This window comes from Geomicrobium sp. JCM 19038 (assembly GCF_000698125.1).
Classification (GTDB): Bacteria; Bacillota; Bacilli; order Bacillales; family Marinococcaceae; genus Geomicrobium_A.
In genome coordinates, this window is the sequence record NZ_BAXA01000011.1 from 1 (window position 1) to 16465 (window position 16465).

Sequence of the window (16465 nt, forward strand, 5' to 3'; positions counted from 1 at the left end):
GATTATTCTTATAGACTGTAGACACTTACTGAATGGGGTTTAAACGTTCATTAACCGCAATTTGAATTTAAGTACATTGCACGTGGTTCGTTTAATCCTTGGTATCATTTTACAGAAGCGAAAAAGGGGGAAACCTAAATGAACCATAACTTAAGCTTATATGACGTACCTTTTCAATCCATTGTGTATCAGACCAAAACAGTCGAAGTAAGATTAAATGATCAGCAAGTAAGTACAGTTCAAGTTGGTGATTGCATTCGATTTTTTCTTGAAGACGACATGGCAAGAACTGTTTTGTGCAAGGTGACGACTCTTAATTCGTACGAATCATTTCTCGCTTTATACGAAGACGTTGCATTTGAGCAAATGGACTGTTGCGGATGGACGATGGACGAGATGATGAATGCAACGTATAAATTGTATACGCCTGAAGAAGAGAAAGCTTACGGTGCGTTAGCGATCGGTGTTCAGGTTGTTGATGTAGACAAATCAAATATCAAATAGTGAGGATCATTCAAATGGAGATTAACGTTGCGAAACTAGAAGAAGTAGATACACTCATAAACATTTGGTACGAAGGTTCAATACAGGCACATGACTTTATTGACGAGTCATATTGGAAGTCGCAAAAGCAAGCAATGAAAGAATCGTATTTACCGCAATCAACGACGTATGTTATTAGGGATCAATCACATATCGTCGGATTTTTATCAATGGTCAATCACGTCATTGCAGCACTCTTCGTTGATGTTACGAAACAAAAGAAAGGGTATGGAAAAGAGCTACTGAACTTCGCCAAGCAACAGAACGATGTCGTGACTCTAAACGTATACAAGAAGAACAAATCAGCGATTCGATTTTACGAGAAGAACGGTTTTCTCGTGAAGAAGGAAGCGATTGACGAGCACACGAATGAGGGTGAATACGTTCTTGAATGGAGTAAAGATATTTAACGGGGGAAGGGGAGAAAAGCGGCATGAGTTCAAAGGTAAATCGTGTATCGAATCTCGCTACATTATTTGCATTTCTTTATCTGGTGATGTTTTTTTCCACAGGTTTAGCATATCTTGCCGAAGTTTTACCTTGGGTCGCGTTCATTTTATGTTTAGCACTATCGGTAAGCGGCTTAGTGATGTCACTATGGGCATTCAAAAAAGGAGAAAACGCATTCAAGATATCGCAAAACATACTAACGGCGTCGGTTTGTTTTGTGTTAATTTTGTTTACAGGCTTTGTATTCTTCATGTCAGAAGGCGGGTTCTCACCGTTGATCGAATTGATTTAAAGCGAACGCTTGGATCGCCATTCAGTGATGGACGTATGTAGCAATGATATCAATTGCAGTACAAGATCCCACGATCCAAATCGTTGCTATAGTTGCCGAGAATTCTGGAATTACTAATGGAATAAAGCTGGTTACACAGATCACCTTTGAAATGACAATCACTTTCCTAGCGCCTCGTTTGTTTTTAACATACCAATCTGAATCGCACCCATAAATGTTAGGGACTATCCCATAAAAGGAATTCGGTTTAACCTTCTTGTAATAGAGAGGTAAACTTACACCGATAAATAACAAGCCTAATACAAACATAACCGAAGTGGCGATGATAATGTGCATCGTGACCTCCTTGAGATTTAGTTATCACGAAAGTGGGTGAAACAGGGCGTATGACATTTCGTTCAAGAGTTGACAAACGTATGGTCGTGTTCATCATCGTTGTCATGATGAGTGTCGTCAGCTTAGCAGGTAGTACACTTTTCTTTAGTGTTTCAACCCTATGGGTATGGTTGCCGTTTATCTTTCTAATTGTGGTTGTAGCACTTTGCTTTTGGATGTTGATGACGGTGAAGTATGTAATTACGGAGCAGCAATTAAACGTACAAGCAGGACCTATTAAAAATACGATTCCATATGAAAAGATCACTCGCATTGAGCGCTTTCGAGGGTTGGGGTATACTTCAGGTGGATACAAGCTTCATTTGGCAGGAGATGGATTTGAAATCTTTTATTCTAATGGATGGTTTGGTAGTGTTCGGATCTCGCCTCAACAAGATGAGCAATTTCTAAAAGAGATTCGTAGGCATTTGAGCAACGATTCAACTGATCTCTAACTCTTGAATAGACAGAAAATAAAAAAAGTTATATAAGTATCCTACCATAATAATACTTCGATTACTGAACAAGAGAGGCGGGATTAAACATGGAACACAAGTTTTCAAAGCGAGTAGAAGATTATGTGAAGTATCGTCCAACCTATCCACGTGAAGCAATTGATTATTTATATGAACATCAGATTGTTTCAGATCATTCAACAGTAGCCGACATTGGAGCGGGAACTGGCATATTTTCTAAGTTGCTCGTTGAACGGGGGACGCATGTTATTGCGGTAGAGCCTGACCCGGTCATGCGTAACGCATCAAAAAAAGTAATCGGAGACGACCAAGCATTTAACACGACTGCAGGTTCTGCTGAAGCGACCGGTTTAGAAGATCAATCCGTTGACGCAATTACGTGTGCACAGTCTTTTCATTGGTTCGATCGAGTAGCTGTAAAAGAAGAGTTTAACCGAATACTAAAACCTGATGGGACTGTCGCTCTCATTTGGAATAAGCGTCAAGTAACAGGAACGCCTTTTATGGAAGAGTTAGAGGGGCTATGGCACCATTATGGTATTGATTACTTCAAAGTTAATCATAAAAACATTGCTGATGAAGACTTGCGGGTATTTTTTACTGATAACACGATGCATAAAGCACGTTTTCAGATGCAGCAAACGTTTGATTTTGAAGGGTTATGTGGAAGAGTCAAGTCATCATCGTACACACCGATGCCAGAACATGAGAACTATGAGCCGATGATGGCTGAGTTACAGTGCCTTTTTAACCGATATGAGCAAGATGGTAAAGTTCCGTTCTTATATGAAACAGAGTTATTTTGGGGTCGTGTTGATCGTACAGAGGTATAGTTGGATTACAAAAGGGGGGGATCATGATGCTAAAGCTGTTTGAGTACAACTGGAAAATTCGAGAATCGTGGTTTGATTGGTGCCGTGAAGTACCCCATGAAGAGTTAACAATAGATCGAGTTAGGGGCGTCGGCAATATATTATATACATTGTTTCATATCGTTGAAGTGGAATATAGTTGGTTGCGTGTGATCAGGGGTGAAGAGGACATAGTGGTGAAGTATGCGGATCATCAATCTTTAGATCAAATTCAAGCGTTATCCAATCGTTTTCATCAAGAGATCAACCAAGGATTACATTCGCTAACCAATCGAGATCTCGTCAATGAAGTTAGTGTTCCTTGGGACAACTCTGTTCAGACCGTCGATGATATTCTACATCATATGGTTGTCCACGAGATTCATCATAGCGGTCAACTTTCCATTTGGTCTAGAGAGTTAGGGCGACAACCTGTAGTGGCACGGTTTCTTGAATAGAAAGTAGACTTCAGCTCTCAATCAATAGATTTGAGAGCTGAAGTCTACTACTTTTTTGAATTCTCGCGTTCCCAATCATATGTCGCTTCAATCACTTGTTGTAACGACAAGTGATGTTCATTCGCTACTCGTTTAAGGTCTTCGTATTCATACGACCTTTTTACAATTCCGTCCGCTGTGCTTGCGTGTTTTACGTTAATCGCACCGAGTGGAGTGTCGAGCGTTTCCATCGAACGCTTCATCGGGTTACGTGTTGCTGTAGTTTGTCTGACTCCAAGCGTACTCGTTTCTTTAAGTAGCGTTTGTTCGACTACTTGTGCTTGCCCGGGTTTTGAAATGACGGTAATTAAAACGCCAGGACGATTTTTCTTCATGTACACGGGTGTGTAGTAAGCATCAAATATCTCATGCTCAAACAATCTTTCTAACGCAAAGCCGAGCGCTTCGCCAGTCATATCATCAACTTGACATTGTGAGATCACGAGGCGCTCACGGTGCTTTGGGACATCATTCATGATGAGCACGCGCATGACATTGGGATGTTTAGGGAAATCTTTTTTTCCTGCGCCGTATCCAATTGCTGAAATGATCCCTTCAGGAACTTGGCCAAAGGTGGATGCCAGTGCCTTTAAGATTCCCGCACCGGTGGGTGTTGTGAGTTCGCCTTTCGCTTCAAGTGGTGCGAGTGGGATGCCTTTTAACAATTCGGTTGTCGCTGGGGCGGGGATTGGGTACAATCCGTGTGCCATATGCAACTTCCCTGATCCTGTTGGAACAGGTGACGAGATGATCTGATCAATGTTAAGATCTTCAAGCGCAATACAGATCCCGATAATATCAATAATCGAATCCATCGCTCCGACTTCGTGAAAGTGAACGTCATCAGGTTCATGCCATGAATGGTTCCTTCAGCATGAGCAATTGCAGTAAAGACAGCAATGCTTCTTTCTTGCACTCGTTCTGATAGCTCGCTCTGTTCGATTAAATGGAAAATATCTTTTGCCGTTCGGTGTACGTGATCATGACCGTGATTATGCGAATGATTGTGGTCGTGGGAATGACTATGTTCATGATCATGAACATCTAATTGTAAGTACTTTGAAGCGATTCCCATTTTGACAACATTGTCAAAGGACATATGAAAATGATCAATAGGTAATGTGTCAAGTTGGGAAATAATCGTTTCTTCATTAGCGCCAGCGTCAACAAGGGCAGAGAGCATCATGTCACCGGCGATGCCAGAAATGCAATCAATATATAACGTGTTCATCTGTAACTACCTTTCTTCGCTTAAATCAGCTGCAAGCTTCAAGATTTGTGCGGCTTGATACATCGCTCCAAAACCGTTGTTGATGTTCACAACACTCATTCCAGAAGCACAACTACTTACCATTGCAAGTAGCGGTGTGATTCCTTCAAGATTCGCTCCATAACCAACTGAAGTAGGAACAGCTAGTACGGGTCGCTTGACGAGCCCAGCCACAACAGAACTTAAGGCGCCTTCCATGCCGGCAATGACGATGACGACACTTGCTTTTTGTAACGTTTCTTTTTGGGATAATAGGCGGTCGATGCCCGCAACCCCAACATCGGTCATCGTCTCAACGGGACAACCTAGCCATTGGCCTGTTTCTACAGCTTCTTCTCGAACAGGGACGTCAGATGTACCTGCGCTAACGATGAGCACATGCCCAAGTTCAATTGGATCGCACTGCCCGTAGACGAGCGTTCTAGCAGCAACGTTATAGCGACCTTCTGGGAAGTGATGTAAGACTTCTGTGGCTTTTGTTTCATCGATACGAGTGATTAATGCTTTGTGATGTCGTGGAAGAAGCTCGTGAATAATATTGATGATTTGTGCGGAGGTTTTGCCTTCTCCGTAAATGATCTCGGGAAAACCAGTGCGGCTTTCCCGGTCAAAGTCGACGTGATGTTCATTGCTCATGATGGGACTCCTTTAATCATTGCGTTCATGCTTCCGCTTTTGTAACCTTTAAGGTCTAACGTAATGTAGAGAAAACCTATGTCTTTGAGTTTTTCGTGGATCGCTTTGTGATTTTCTAAAATGATCGCCATATCATTAGGATCAACTTCAATACGTGCGATGTTGTCGTGGGAGCGAACTCGAATTTGTTGAACGCCTAAGTGTTGAATAAAGTGTTCAGCAGCGTCAACTTTTTCTAACTTTTCAATCGTAATTTTCTCTTCAAAAGCAATACGAGAAGCGAGGCACGCATACGATGGTTTGTTCCAAGCAGAAATTCCCATCTCTCGTGCAAAGCTTCGAATTTCTTCTTTGAATAGATTTGCTTCTTGCAAAGGTCCTCGAACACCGTGCTCACGTGCCGCAATCACTCCTGGACGATGTTCACCCATATCATCAGCAATTAAGCCGAAGACAATATTCTCAAAGCCTTGATCTTCGAGAATTGGCTTTAAGTTATGGAACAAGTTGTCACGGCAAAGATAACAGCGGTTCGATAAATTGTCTTCAAATCCCTCAACGGCAAGTTCAGACGTTTCAATAATATGATGAGGAGCACCGAGTTCATCTGCAATTACAATAGCATCTTGGAGTTCGCGCTCTGGAAGTGTTTCGGAATTGGCGGTAACTGCCAGTACGTGTTCTGGGCCGAGTGTTTTAAGGGCAACAGCAAGCAAAAACGAACTGTCGACCCCTCCTGAAAATGCAACAACTACGGTGCCCATCTCTTGCAAAATCTCTTCTAACTGCAAGAGCTTTTCGTCACTGTGCATCGTATCTCTCCTTTAATCTTCTTCTACATAAGGGATCGTCAGTGGTCCTAAAGGGAGGACGGCTACGCTTAATTCACGATCGGTCGTATGGTTAAGTTTGTCTAACGTATCTGTAATCGAGTGGCTCGGTGTTAGCATGGCCGTGTTCACTTGTTCATCGCTTAACTTGGAATACACATGAACGTCTGCCCAGACTTGGATGACGGCTTGCTTTTGGACTTGCCACTGATCGAACATTTTAAATTCAGGATCTTCGATCATTTGAAGGAGTTCGGCAGGTGTACTTGCCATTTTCAAAATATCGGCATAGTTGCCGTGACCTGGTAGCCCATCGGAACATTCAGAAGCGACGATAATCGTACCGCCTTCTTTTACAATCTTATGAGCAGCACTCATCCCTTTGACGGCTTGATATAAATTCTGATCAAGAGGGTAGCCTGAATTGGATGTGATGACCACATCGAAGCGATCGTCACACTTTACCATGGCATGTTCTTTGGCGTAGGCGCATCCAGCATCATGGGCTTCATACAATTCGCCTGAGAATACGGCTGTAATGTCTTTATCACCGTTCAGTGTGACATTGAGCATAAATTCTGGTTTACACATAGCATTAATTTCTCGTGTCATGTCTTGAACAGGGTTATCGACCATGTTGCCCCACGTTGCTTTCGGGTTTCCAATCATACGCGCGTTGTGGAACGTCATAATCGTTTCAATACCGGCAATGCCGGGCATAATTCCTTTCGGTCCTCCAGAGAACCCTGCAAAGAAGTGAGGTTCAATAAAACCTGTTACAATTCGAAAATCTGCTTCAACATAATCCTTATTTAAATAGACGTCACAGCCGTATTTGCTTTCACCGACTTTAACGAGTTCATCGTTGTTGTGGCATTGGTTGTTCACAATTCGAATGTTATCAACGATCCATTCTCCAAGCATACCGACAAATTCTTCGCGCGTTTGATCACGGTGTGTGCCCGTTCCGTTAATAATAACAAATTGTTCATGAGGAACGTGATCAAGCATTTTCAAGATTGCCGGAACAAGAATATGATTCGGTGTTGGGCGTGTAATGTCACTGATTACAATTGCTACCGTATCATCTTTGTTGACCGTCTCTTTGAGTGATTTTGTTCCAATAGGAGAAGCCATGCTTTTCAGCACAGCTCCCATTTGATCGTCAACGGCGGGTATATGTTTTGGTTCAATAATTTGGGCGTGGTCAGGTACATCGATCGTTAGATTTTCTTTTCCGTAGAGCAAGGTTTGTTTCATTAGGATGCCTCCTTGTTATTATTGTCTGCGTCTAGTTCATCCATTTCATCATCTTCAAGTCGACCATCAATTCCTTGCTTTCGTTGCCAACGGTCAACGATGATAACGGCAACTGGACAGAGCAGGGCAGTTACGATAACGGCAAGTGAAATTTGCGCCGTTGCGAGTGGTACTAAGTCTTGATAGGCCTGCACTTGTGAAGCACTCATTGCAGCACCAGAAGAACTAGCAGCCGCTGCAATTGCCATTGGTGTTGCTGTGGCGTTCCCTGCGGTCGATGCTTCTGCCCATGGGGCAATATAACTTCGTTCTTTGAACAATTTAAATATGAGCATACCTGCGAAACCAGTCACTACAGTTGTAAGTACACCAAGTAAAATACCTGCTCCAACAACTTCTGGATTAAAGAATAAAGCTAAGTTCATGCCTGCACCGAGTGCGAAGGCGAAGAATGGTACTGGTAAAATCTCACCTGGTTTTAGAAATTCTCGGATATCTTCATCCAAGTTACCTAATATCATACCAATAAGAATCGGTAAAAGCACGGCTACAAATGCAATAAATGGAAAGCTAGTACCGATCACACCTAGTGCAACCATCGTTAAGAACGGTCCGTCATTTAACGAAAGGACGGCTACGCCACCAACATCCGAACGGCGTCCATATTGAGACGTTAGTGCAGCGTACATTCCACCATTACCATTTGTCATGGCTGCAACAATGGTCATAAGTGATAATCCGAGTAATCCGTCCATCACACCAAAGATTGATGCGAATGCAAAACCTACAGCTACCCCAGAGCCGTATTTCGCGACGAGGAGTAATGTACCGATTTTTAACGCTTTTCCGCCAATTTTTAAGTTCATTTGGCTACCACAACAAAAGAGGAACAATGCAATTAACACCATTGCACCATCTTTAAATAACCACTCAGAAAACCCACCAAGTCTCAAAAACTCATAATTCCCATTTTCTTGTTGTTCTGCACCGAGCATTTGGAGAAAATCAACAATCCACGGAATTTGCAATTGGTCAACGGTGTTTAGCGTTGCTCCGAGAAGGAGTGGAATAACCATTAAGCCCCCTGGTACTTTTTCAATCGTCTTCTTGATTTGCATGTTTGCAACCCCCATCTTTGTTTTTTTTTGAGAGCGTTTTCAGTCATTATACAAGAGGGTGTCCAGAAATAAATCAGCACGAATGCACAAAATACTCACAAAATTATTAACAAAATTGTATAATAGGAACAAAAGAGGTGGGAAGGACATGCTTACTGTCGATATTGCCAATTCCATTATTAAAGAAACAGCATCTAAATTGCATTATCATATGAATATTATGGATGTGAACGGTGTCATCATTGCAAGTACAGACGATCGCCGTCTTTATACCGTTCATGAAGGTGCACAATCTGTGCTGGAAACAGGCACTCCTCTCATCGTAACGAACGAAGATGTAGTGCATTACCAGGATGTACGACCGGGCATCAATATGCCGATTTACTTTCAAGACGAATTAGTAGGGGTAGTTGGGATTACTGGGGAACCAGAACAAATCAAGGAACTCTCAGAAATGGCAAAGTTAACGACTGAACTGTTAATCAAGCAGAATTTTTTGATTTCGCATAAAGGGTGGTTACAAAATTCTAAGCAAACGATTCTAGAAGAAATTCTACTTTATAAAGGTTCATTAGCGGATATTACGAGCAAATTAGAGATTCTAGGATACGAGCTTCAATCCCCTTATTTACTGATCATGATTGAACCGAATGTCGCAGGTCTAAATAGAAAAGACTTTCTAACACATGTTGAGCAGTTTATCGATACGACAAAAAGCTTTGTAACGTGCACAGAGATTAATCGATTTGCTGTGTTAACGTCTTCGATCTCATCTAAAAAGCTCGTCACGAGTGCGAAAAAATTGTACACAGATTTACATCGGCATTATCCTGAACTACGAATGATGTATAGTCCAACCTTTCATCGATTAGATGAGACGAAAGGTCTCTTTGATGACTGTTGTATCGTGTTTGCAAATCTAAGGAACGTACCTGGCATGCTTGCCTATGAAGATTATGAAATGGACGTCTTATTGGCAGACGTCACCGAAGAACGGGCTCACCATTTTACGTATCGCCTATTTGCATCGTTGAAAGAAAAAGAAATAGCGACGCTTGAAGCGTTTTTTGCTGAGAATGGAAGTAGCGAACAGACCGCAAGACGATTGAAAATTCACCGCAACACGCTCAAATACCGGCTTGAAAACATTCATGAGAAAACGAAGTTGAATCCTAGAAATGTCCGTGAAGCATTTGAGCTTCAGCTCGCTCTAAAATTGTTGCGGTTGGATGTTGACTTAAAATGAAAGTACACGCTTTAATCAATACTAACTTATTAAATTGATGTAAGTAATGTTGCCGATCAATCTAATAGGAATGAAATACTAGAAACCTATGAATGATAGGTTTTGTGCAATTGCTCGCGGTTGGCTTAAGTATTTAGAAAGGTCTTAATGTACATTATGTAGCGTGTAATTAGTTTGTTGATGTGTTTGTAAATCTAGAAGTGATCCCCCTTACTAATCATATTGCTTATTATTACCTAGCATTATAAATACAGCGTGGGTAGATTTCTTAATTACTAGAAATTTGTACATGCACACAAGCAAAAGAAAGAAAGGTGACTATACTATGAAATGATTAGATAAGTGAACAGGGGGGAAATGTCATGCTTGTCACAACGTTTGCTGAGCTACTGCTAGCATTGGCGATGCGTGAACCGGATATTATTATTGCAAATGACATAGAAATTATTAATGGATTAGTGATTGATTACAATGTAACGATTCGAGGAGTCGACCCTTCGGTGGAGTTATTCCGATCAGTAGGTTTTACAGGAATAATGTTTAATGTCACAGCAAGTGGCACATTGAATCTACAAGACATAACCATTGATGGCAGCAATGTAACAGCGAGTCCGATGATTCGAAGCTTTGGGTTTGTTAATATCATAAATGCGAGTTTGCAAAATGCAACCTCCTTTCTTCAAGGATCAGCTATTGACATGGAAGCTAACACAACGAATTTAACAAACGTACAAGTAGCAAATTGTACTTCAACGGCTAATGGAGGAGCACTTTATGCTGGAGGAGCTTCAACGTTTACGATTGCAAATTCAAACCTAATAAATAATGTCGCTGGTCAAAACGGTGGAGCTATATTTATAAATTCATCATCTCAAATAGAGTGTATAAATACTGTCTTTAATAACAATAGAGCGACCGTTGCAGGCGGTGTAGTGTTTGCTAATTTGGATACGACGTTAGAGTTTAGGGATTGTCGTTTCAATTTCAATGAATCTGGTGACGGTGGTGCCATTTTTATCAATCCAAGATCAGAACTCATTGTGGCAGGAGGAGAGTTTGTTGCAAATACTTCAAGGTTAAATGGTGGAGCCATTTATTTAAATGCTGAATCGACGGGCTCGATCATTAGCAACTTTAGAAATAACTTTGCTCAATTTGGGGCAGGTATATTTGTAAACAATACGGCTAGAATGGGGATGGCAGAAAGCACTTTCATTGAGAATGAGGCGATTTTTGGTGGCGGTGGTGTTTTCTTTAATGGCTTTACTGCAGGTAATGTTTCAAACTGTACGTTTTTGAGTCAACGTGCGTCTCAAGGTGCAGCGATGTTTATTAATAATCAATCTCCAGTTGACCTTTCGAATTGCACGTTTACTGAGAATGTCGCAAACGACGATGGGGGAGCATTATTTGTCAATGACACTACTGTAAACGGAAGTGCGCTTTCCTTTATTCGTAACGTTAGCAACGTAGCTGGTGCGATATTTAATAATGGAACACTTACTCTGCAAAACACTCAATTCTTGGAGAACGAAGCTTTACTGCAAGGAGGAGCTATAAGGAATAATGGCACACTAAATTTTCTTGTATTTAGCCAGTTTGAACAAAACGATGCTCCAGACGGTGCAGGAATTTACAATGCAGGCACATTAAACGTCCAAGGTATCGTGCGTGAGCCAAATAACTTCTTTATTGAGAGCATTGACAATGTTATACGAGTAACGGGACCGTTATTAAATGGAACTGTTTTTCAGTTAGAAGTCACGCCTTATGTATTTCCTGATCCAGAGCGAAGTCCAATTGTTGTAGGTGTCCCAACAGAAAGCTATCCAATACTAACAGAAACAGATCGGCAAACAGTTATTAAACCAGTGTCTGGATTTGAAGATTGGACAGTAGAGTTGCTGAATAATCAAATCGTACTCGTTTTTAACCCAACCCCTACATTCACAATAACCTATGTTGACGTTTTCGGAGACAATCCGAACCCAAGCACGTATCAACCTTCAGACCTTCCAATTGTTCTGCAAGCTCCTCAATCACCACCAGGCTTAGAGTTTATCGGATGGTTCGATGCCAATGGAAATCAAGTAGACGTTATTCCAATCGGAACTACGGGAGATCTTGTGTTGTTTGCTAGGTATCGAGAAGTGCCAGTTGTTAGTGGAAATCAAATCTTGCAAAACTCAGTCCGTGTCCGGTGTTGTAAAACAAAACGTTAATAATGTTGTAATTATACAATGATTTAGCAGGAATTAATGTTCTAATGCAAAGACGAAAACTAAGTTTGCAGAAAAAACTATCTATTATAACGCCAATCTGCCATTAGTTCGTGGCAGGTTGAATTTTATAGGCTCTATGATAAATGTAAAGGGTTTACACACCACGTTGCAGATGCTTAGTGAAAATTCGATTGTGTTAGGAGATGTTAATGATGCGCTCTTTCGTTTATGTCGTTGTGCTATTCCTCATTTTGAGTGCTTGTGAGGGAAGAGAAGAGGTTGGAGATGAACGAGGGGACATGAGTTTGTTAGAGAAAGACCTCGAGACAATTATCATCACTGAGGTGGAAACGTTTAATGAGAGAGTACCGGACTCAACAGTCGCCATCGATGATCAAGAAGATATTGAAACGATTCAATCAATCATTGGTAAGGGACAGAGTTCTCGGCAACCGTCAATCAGTGATGTGGTTGACCCTGATTATGAGTTTGAGTTTGGTAAGTTGAACTATTATGTCTGGTTAAGTGAGAGTGGTGGATCGTTTCAAGATCAACGAGACAACGATCATATCTATCCGCTTTATAAAGTGGAATCACAAGAGATGTTAGAGATTGTGAAGGAAGCGTTAAACGAATAACCGCCAAACGAGTATATGCTCGTTTGGCGGTTTTGTTTAATTATTGATGAAAGTTCGTTCCGTCACTCGTCTCTTGGATATACCCGGCACGAATGACGTAATCACCGAAATGTTCCTCGCTTTCTCGGTGTTTGCCATAGTCGATGAGAAGGGGGCGGAGAATGGAGAGAATCTCTTCTTCGCCAATATTCTCTTTGTACATTTTACTTAGGCGTTCGCCTTTAAAGCCTCCGCCAAGGTATAAGTTGTATTTGCCCGGTGCTTTACCAATAAAGCCAATTTCAGCTAGAGCTGCTCGAGAGCAACCGTTTGGACATCCGGACATGCGGATAACAATCTCTTTATTCCTGAGCCCCGCTTCGTTCACCGTCTCTTCTAGTTTATCAATGAGACTAGGAAGGTAGCGTTCTGATTCTGCCATTGCGAGTCCACAAGTAGGGAAGGAGACGCAAGCCATGGAACTTTTCCGTAAAGCAGATAACTGATCTTCTGCGACAATGTTGTAATTCTCGAAGATGTCACGAATCGCTTTTTTCTTCGGCGCGGTGATGTTACTAATCACTAGATTCTGGTTGGCAGATAAGCGGAACTCCCCAGTGTGAATGTGGGCAATTTCTCTTAAAGCAGTCATTAAACGGTAATCGTCATCATCTTTAATCCGGCCATTTTGAATGAACAACGTATAGTTCCAACGGTTGTTCGCGCCTTTAACCCAGCCGTAACGATCGCCGTTATGAGTGAAATTAAACGGTTTGGATTCAGCGAGTTCATACCCGAGGCGTTCGTGTAATTCAGCTTTTAACCAATCGACTCCTCGAGCATCAATTGTATATTTGAATCGTGCGTATTTTCGTTCGTTGCGATTGCCGTAATCTCGTTGAATTGTGATGAGTTTTTCTGAGAGATCCGTTACTTGTTCAGGAGTACAAAAACCGATCATTCGAGACAGTTGAGGGTACGTGTTCTCATCTCCGTGAGTCATCCCCATTCCTCCGCCAACACTCACGTTAAACCCGATCAGTTGATCGTTCTCGATAATCGCGATGAGCCCGATATCTTGTGAGAACACATCCACATCGTTAGAAGGAGGGATTGCGATCCCCATTTTAAATTTTCGAGGTAAGTACAGTTTTCCATACATCGGTTCTTGCTCATCTTCTTTGCTACTCGCTACTTTTTCCTCTCCAAGCCAGATCTCATGATAAGCCCTCGTTCTTGGGGAGAGGTATTCACTCAGTTTGCTCGCCCATTCATAGACTTCTTGGTGAACAGAAGAGAGGTCTGGATTTGGGTTCAACATCACATTGCGGTTTACATCACCGCAGGCGGCTAACGTGTCCATTAACGATTCATTAATAGCATGAATCGTTTCTTTCATGTTCCACTTGATGATGCCGTGGATTTGAAACGCTTGACGTGTCGTCAGCTTTAGCGTCCCATTCCCGTATTGAGTGGCTAACTCATCCATGGCGAGCCATTGTGTAGGTGTGGCAACCCCACCAGGGGCACGAACGCGCACCATAAATTGGTGAGCTGGTTCGAGCTTTTGTTTTCGCCGTTCGTTTCTAAGATCTCGGTCGTCTTGCAAGTAACTTCCGTGAAACTTCATTAAACGATTGTCTTCGTCAGGTATGCCAGCGGTAATAGGATTGGCGAGTGTTTCCTCGAGTGTTCCTCGCAAATAGTTGCTCTTTTCTTTAATTTCTTCGACATCACTAGGAGGACCGTTTTGAATGTGTACATTGTTCTCGTTCGCCATTATTTTTCACCTCGTTTAGTAGACATCTCGTTGATATCGTTGTTCTTGTTGCAACTTCTTTAAAAAGCTGTCTGCTTCCTCTGTCGTATAATTGCCTTCCTCAGCGATAATCTCTGTTAAGGTAGCGTGGACGTCTTGTGCCATTTGTTTTTCATCTCCGCACACATAAATCGTTGCGCCTGCATCAATCCAGTTATACAATTCCTTCGATTGTTCTTTCATACGGTGTTGAACATATATTTTTTCATCGGTATCCCGTGAGAACGCAACGTCCATTTTCGTAAGCGTCCCGTTTGAAAGCCAACGTTGCCAGTCAACTTGATATAGAAAATCAGTCACAAAATGTTGATCACCAAAAAATAACCACGATTTCCCTGAAGCATCAAGTTCTTCGCGTTCTTCAAGAAAGCTTCGGTATGGTGCCACGCCAGTCCCAGGTCCGACCATAATAATGGGAGCATCAGGATCGATAGGAAGACGGAAATTATCATTCTTTTGCACGAAAATTGGAAGGGCACCGCCAACTTCTGTACGCTCCGCACATTGAACGGAACAAACGCCACTTCGCGCTCGCTCATTTAGATCATAACGAACGGCAGAGACCGTCAAATGAACTTCATCTTCATTCGCCAAATGACTACTTGCAATTGAATAAAGGCGCGGCGGGATTTTTCTAAGTGTGGCAACAAATTCTTCTGCAGACGTTTGAATGGGTCCGAAATCTTTGATGTAATCAATAAGATCACGACCTTCTAGATAATCACGCAATTGATCTTGATTTCCTTCTCGAATTAAATCATCTACGTCTTCTTCATTCATCCACTGCTTTGTTTTAGTAAGAAGAGGCTTCGTTAATACAGTAATTTCATACTGTTTAAGTAGTGCTTCTCTTAGCGAAACGGTGTCATTGTTTTTATTGATCGTCACTTCAAGATTGCCATCCCAATTCGTAAGCTCAAGTAATTGATGAACGATCAACTCGTCATTTTCAGGGAAAATACCGATGCTATCACCGGGAGAAAAGGTAAAACCAGAGTCTTCAAGTGACAGCTCAATGTGCCGAGTTTCTTTGTTCGATCCTCGTCCATTTAAATTAATATTCTCAAGCACTTCAGCATGGTATGGGTTGCTTCTTGAGTACTGACTTGGAGGGTTCTCGGTTAATGGTGTCAGTGACGTTGATGGGGCTTTAGCTGATTGTTGATTATCAGACATTTTCGTGACCACTTCGTTTACCCATTCGTTCGCCACTTCTTCAAAATCCACATCACAGTCTGCTCTTTGGACGATGCGTTCTCCGCCGAGTTTTTCGAATAAGTCATCCAGTTCTTTTCCCGTTTGACAAAAGAATTCATACGACTCATCGCCAAGTGATAGAACGGAGAATTGTACGCCGTCTAGCTTCGGCATTTTGCGGCTAAATGCATGTTCATAAAATCCAATCGCATTGTCTGGAGGTTCACCTTCACCGTGGGTACTAATGATGAGGAAAAGTCGCTCCACAGACTTAAGTTCTTTCGTTTTGTAATCTCTCATTGAGTGTAGATCCGCATCAATTCCGATTTCTTGGAGTCGCAGAGCGAGTGTTTCAGCAACGCTTTGAGAATTCCCCGTTTGTGATCCATAGAGGACGGTCGCATTGATGGGGCTGTGATCGCTCAAGGCAGGTTCGGTAGAAGATGTGGGTACTACTTCGCTTGCAAAAGATTGTGCGCTTATGTATCCACTCAACCAAATTTTCTGTTCTGCTGACAGTGTTGGTAGCAATTGATTTAACAGCTGTACTTGTTCTTCAGTAAAAGGACTAGAAGTTGTCTTAAGATGCAATGAAGTTCCCCCTTAGTCGTGGTTGAATTCCGGAAGATGAAATGGAATGTTCTTACAATTATAAATTTAGCACAATGTTATGCTAACTAAACAAAGTTGTCAAGTTGGTTTTATGGAATATTAAGAGAGTGAAGAGGACTTCGCAAGCATACCATTGAGTAAGGAAGTAGATTAA

15 protein-coding genes and 1 pseudogene are annotated in these 16465 nt (G+C 41.9%); 8 read left to right on the forward strand and 8 right to left on the reverse strand.

The window, feature by feature from the left end; all coding sequences use genetic code 11:
• Nucleotides 1-138: 138 nt before the first annotated feature.
• Entirely contained in the window at nucleotides 139-504 is a 366-nt protein-coding gene (locus JCM19038_RS13650; RefSeq protein ID WP_042419003.1) for an ASCH domain-containing protein, read from the forward strand.
• Between the two features lie 14 nt (nucleotides 505-518).
• Nucleotides 519-953, forward strand: a complete 435-nt coding sequence (locus tag JCM19038_RS13655; protein ID WP_042419006.1) for an N-acetyltransferase — start codon at nucleotides 519-521, stop codon at nucleotides 951-953.
• 353 nt (nucleotides 954-1306) lie between these two features.
• Here JCM19038_RS13655 and JCM19038_RS13665 read toward each other — a convergent pair whose 3' ends face one another.
• A complete protein-coding gene (locus JCM19038_RS13665) occupies nucleotides 1307-1621 on the reverse strand; it encodes a hypothetical protein (protein ID WP_042419013.1) in 315 nt (104 codons plus the stop codon).
• A gap of 50 nt (nucleotides 1622-1671) precedes the next feature.
• On the opposite strand from JCM19038_RS13665, the gene JCM19038_RS13670 reads away from it, so the two are divergent.
• The 3 genes from JCM19038_RS13670 (at nucleotide 1672) to JCM19038_RS13680 (ending at nucleotide 3445) form a co-directional block, all read left to right on the forward strand.
• A complete protein-coding gene (locus tag JCM19038_RS13670; protein ID WP_042419016.1) occupies nucleotides 1672-2115 on the forward strand; it encodes a PH domain-containing protein in 444 nt (147 codons plus the stop codon).
• An 89-nt stretch (nucleotides 2116-2204) separates the two neighbouring features.
• On the forward strand, nucleotides 2205-2969 hold the full coding sequence (locus JCM19038_RS13675) for a class I SAM-dependent methyltransferase (protein WP_042419018.1): 765 nt from the start codon (nucleotides 2205-2207) through the stop codon (nucleotides 2967-2969).
• A 26-nt stretch (nucleotides 2970-2995) separates the two neighbouring features.
• Complete coding sequence (locus JCM19038_RS13680) at nucleotides 2996-3445, forward strand: DinB family protein (protein WP_042419298.1); 450 nt, start codon at nucleotides 2996-2998, stop codon at nucleotides 3443-3445.
• Between the two features lie 47 nt (nucleotides 3446-3492).
• On the opposite strand, the pseudogene larC reads toward JCM19038_RS13680, so the two are convergent.
• The 5 genes and pseudogenes from larC to JCM19038_RS13705 form a co-directional block, all read right to left on the reverse strand.
• A pseudogene (gene larC, locus JCM19038_RS13685) lies at nucleotides 3493-4715 on the reverse strand (nickel pincer cofactor biosynthesis protein LarC).
• A gap of 6 nt (nucleotides 4716-4721) precedes the next feature.
• Nucleotides 4722-5390, reverse strand: coding sequence for a nickel pincer cofactor biosynthesis protein LarB (gene larB, locus JCM19038_RS13690; RefSeq protein WP_042419020.1), 669 nt, complete (start codon nucleotides 5388-5390; stop codon nucleotides 4722-4724).
• Nucleotides 5387-6202: an ATP-dependent sacrificial sulfur transferase LarE gene (larE, locus tag JCM19038_RS13695; protein WP_042419024.1), complete on the reverse strand. Its 816-nt coding sequence runs from the start codon at nucleotides 6200-6202 to the stop codon at nucleotides 5387-5389. The genes larB and larE overlap by 4 nt, the downstream gene beginning before the upstream one ends.
• A 12-nt stretch (nucleotides 6203-6214) precedes the next feature.
• Nucleotides 6215-7480 carry a nickel-dependent lactate racemase gene (gene larA / locus JCM19038_RS13700; protein ID WP_042419026.1) on the reverse strand — a complete coding sequence of 422 codons (1266 nt, stop codon included), beginning with the start codon at nucleotides 7478-7480 and terminating at the stop codon, nucleotides 6215-6217.
• A complete protein-coding gene (locus JCM19038_RS13705; RefSeq protein WP_042419029.1) occupies nucleotides 7480-8598 on the reverse strand; it encodes a 2-keto-3-deoxygluconate permease in 1119 nt (372 codons plus the stop codon). The genes larA and JCM19038_RS13705 overlap by 1 nt, the downstream gene beginning before the upstream one ends.
• A 148-nt stretch (nucleotides 8599-8746) precedes the next feature.
• On the opposite strand from JCM19038_RS13705, the gene JCM19038_RS13710 reads away from it, so the two are divergent.
• The 3 genes from JCM19038_RS13710 (at nucleotide 8747) to JCM19038_RS13720 (ending at nucleotide 12704) form a co-directional block, all read left to right on the forward strand.
• Nucleotides 8747-9844: a sugar diacid recognition domain-containing protein gene (locus JCM19038_RS13710; RefSeq protein WP_042419031.1), complete on the forward strand. Its 1098-nt coding sequence runs from the start codon at nucleotides 8747-8749 to the stop codon at nucleotides 9842-9844.
• Nucleotides 9845-10206: 362 nt separating this feature from the next.
• Nucleotides 10207-12066, forward strand: coding sequence for a hypothetical protein (locus JCM19038_RS13715; RefSeq protein WP_042419034.1), 1860 nt, complete (start codon nucleotides 10207-10209; stop codon nucleotides 12064-12066).
• A gap of 212 nt (nucleotides 12067-12278) precedes the next feature.
• Nucleotides 12279-12704, forward strand: coding sequence for a hypothetical protein (locus JCM19038_RS13720; RefSeq protein WP_193745134.1), 426 nt, complete (start codon nucleotides 12279-12281; stop codon nucleotides 12702-12704).
• Between the two features lie 40 nt (nucleotides 12705-12744).
• Here the strand turns inward: JCM19038_RS13720 and cysI are convergent, their stop codons facing one another.
• Both cysI and JCM19038_RS13730 read right to left on the reverse strand, forming a co-directional pair.
• On the reverse strand, nucleotides 12745-14463 hold the full coding sequence (gene cysI / locus JCM19038_RS13725) for an assimilatory sulfite reductase (NADPH) hemoprotein subunit (protein ID WP_042419039.1): 1719 nt from the start codon (nucleotides 14461-14463) through the stop codon (nucleotides 12745-12747).
• Between the two features lie 15 nt (nucleotides 14464-14478).
• Entirely contained in the window at nucleotides 14479-16290 is a 1812-nt protein-coding gene (locus JCM19038_RS13730; RefSeq protein WP_042419041.1) for an assimilatory sulfite reductase (NADPH) flavoprotein subunit, read from the reverse strand.
• Nucleotides 16291-16465 lie beyond the last annotated feature (175 nt).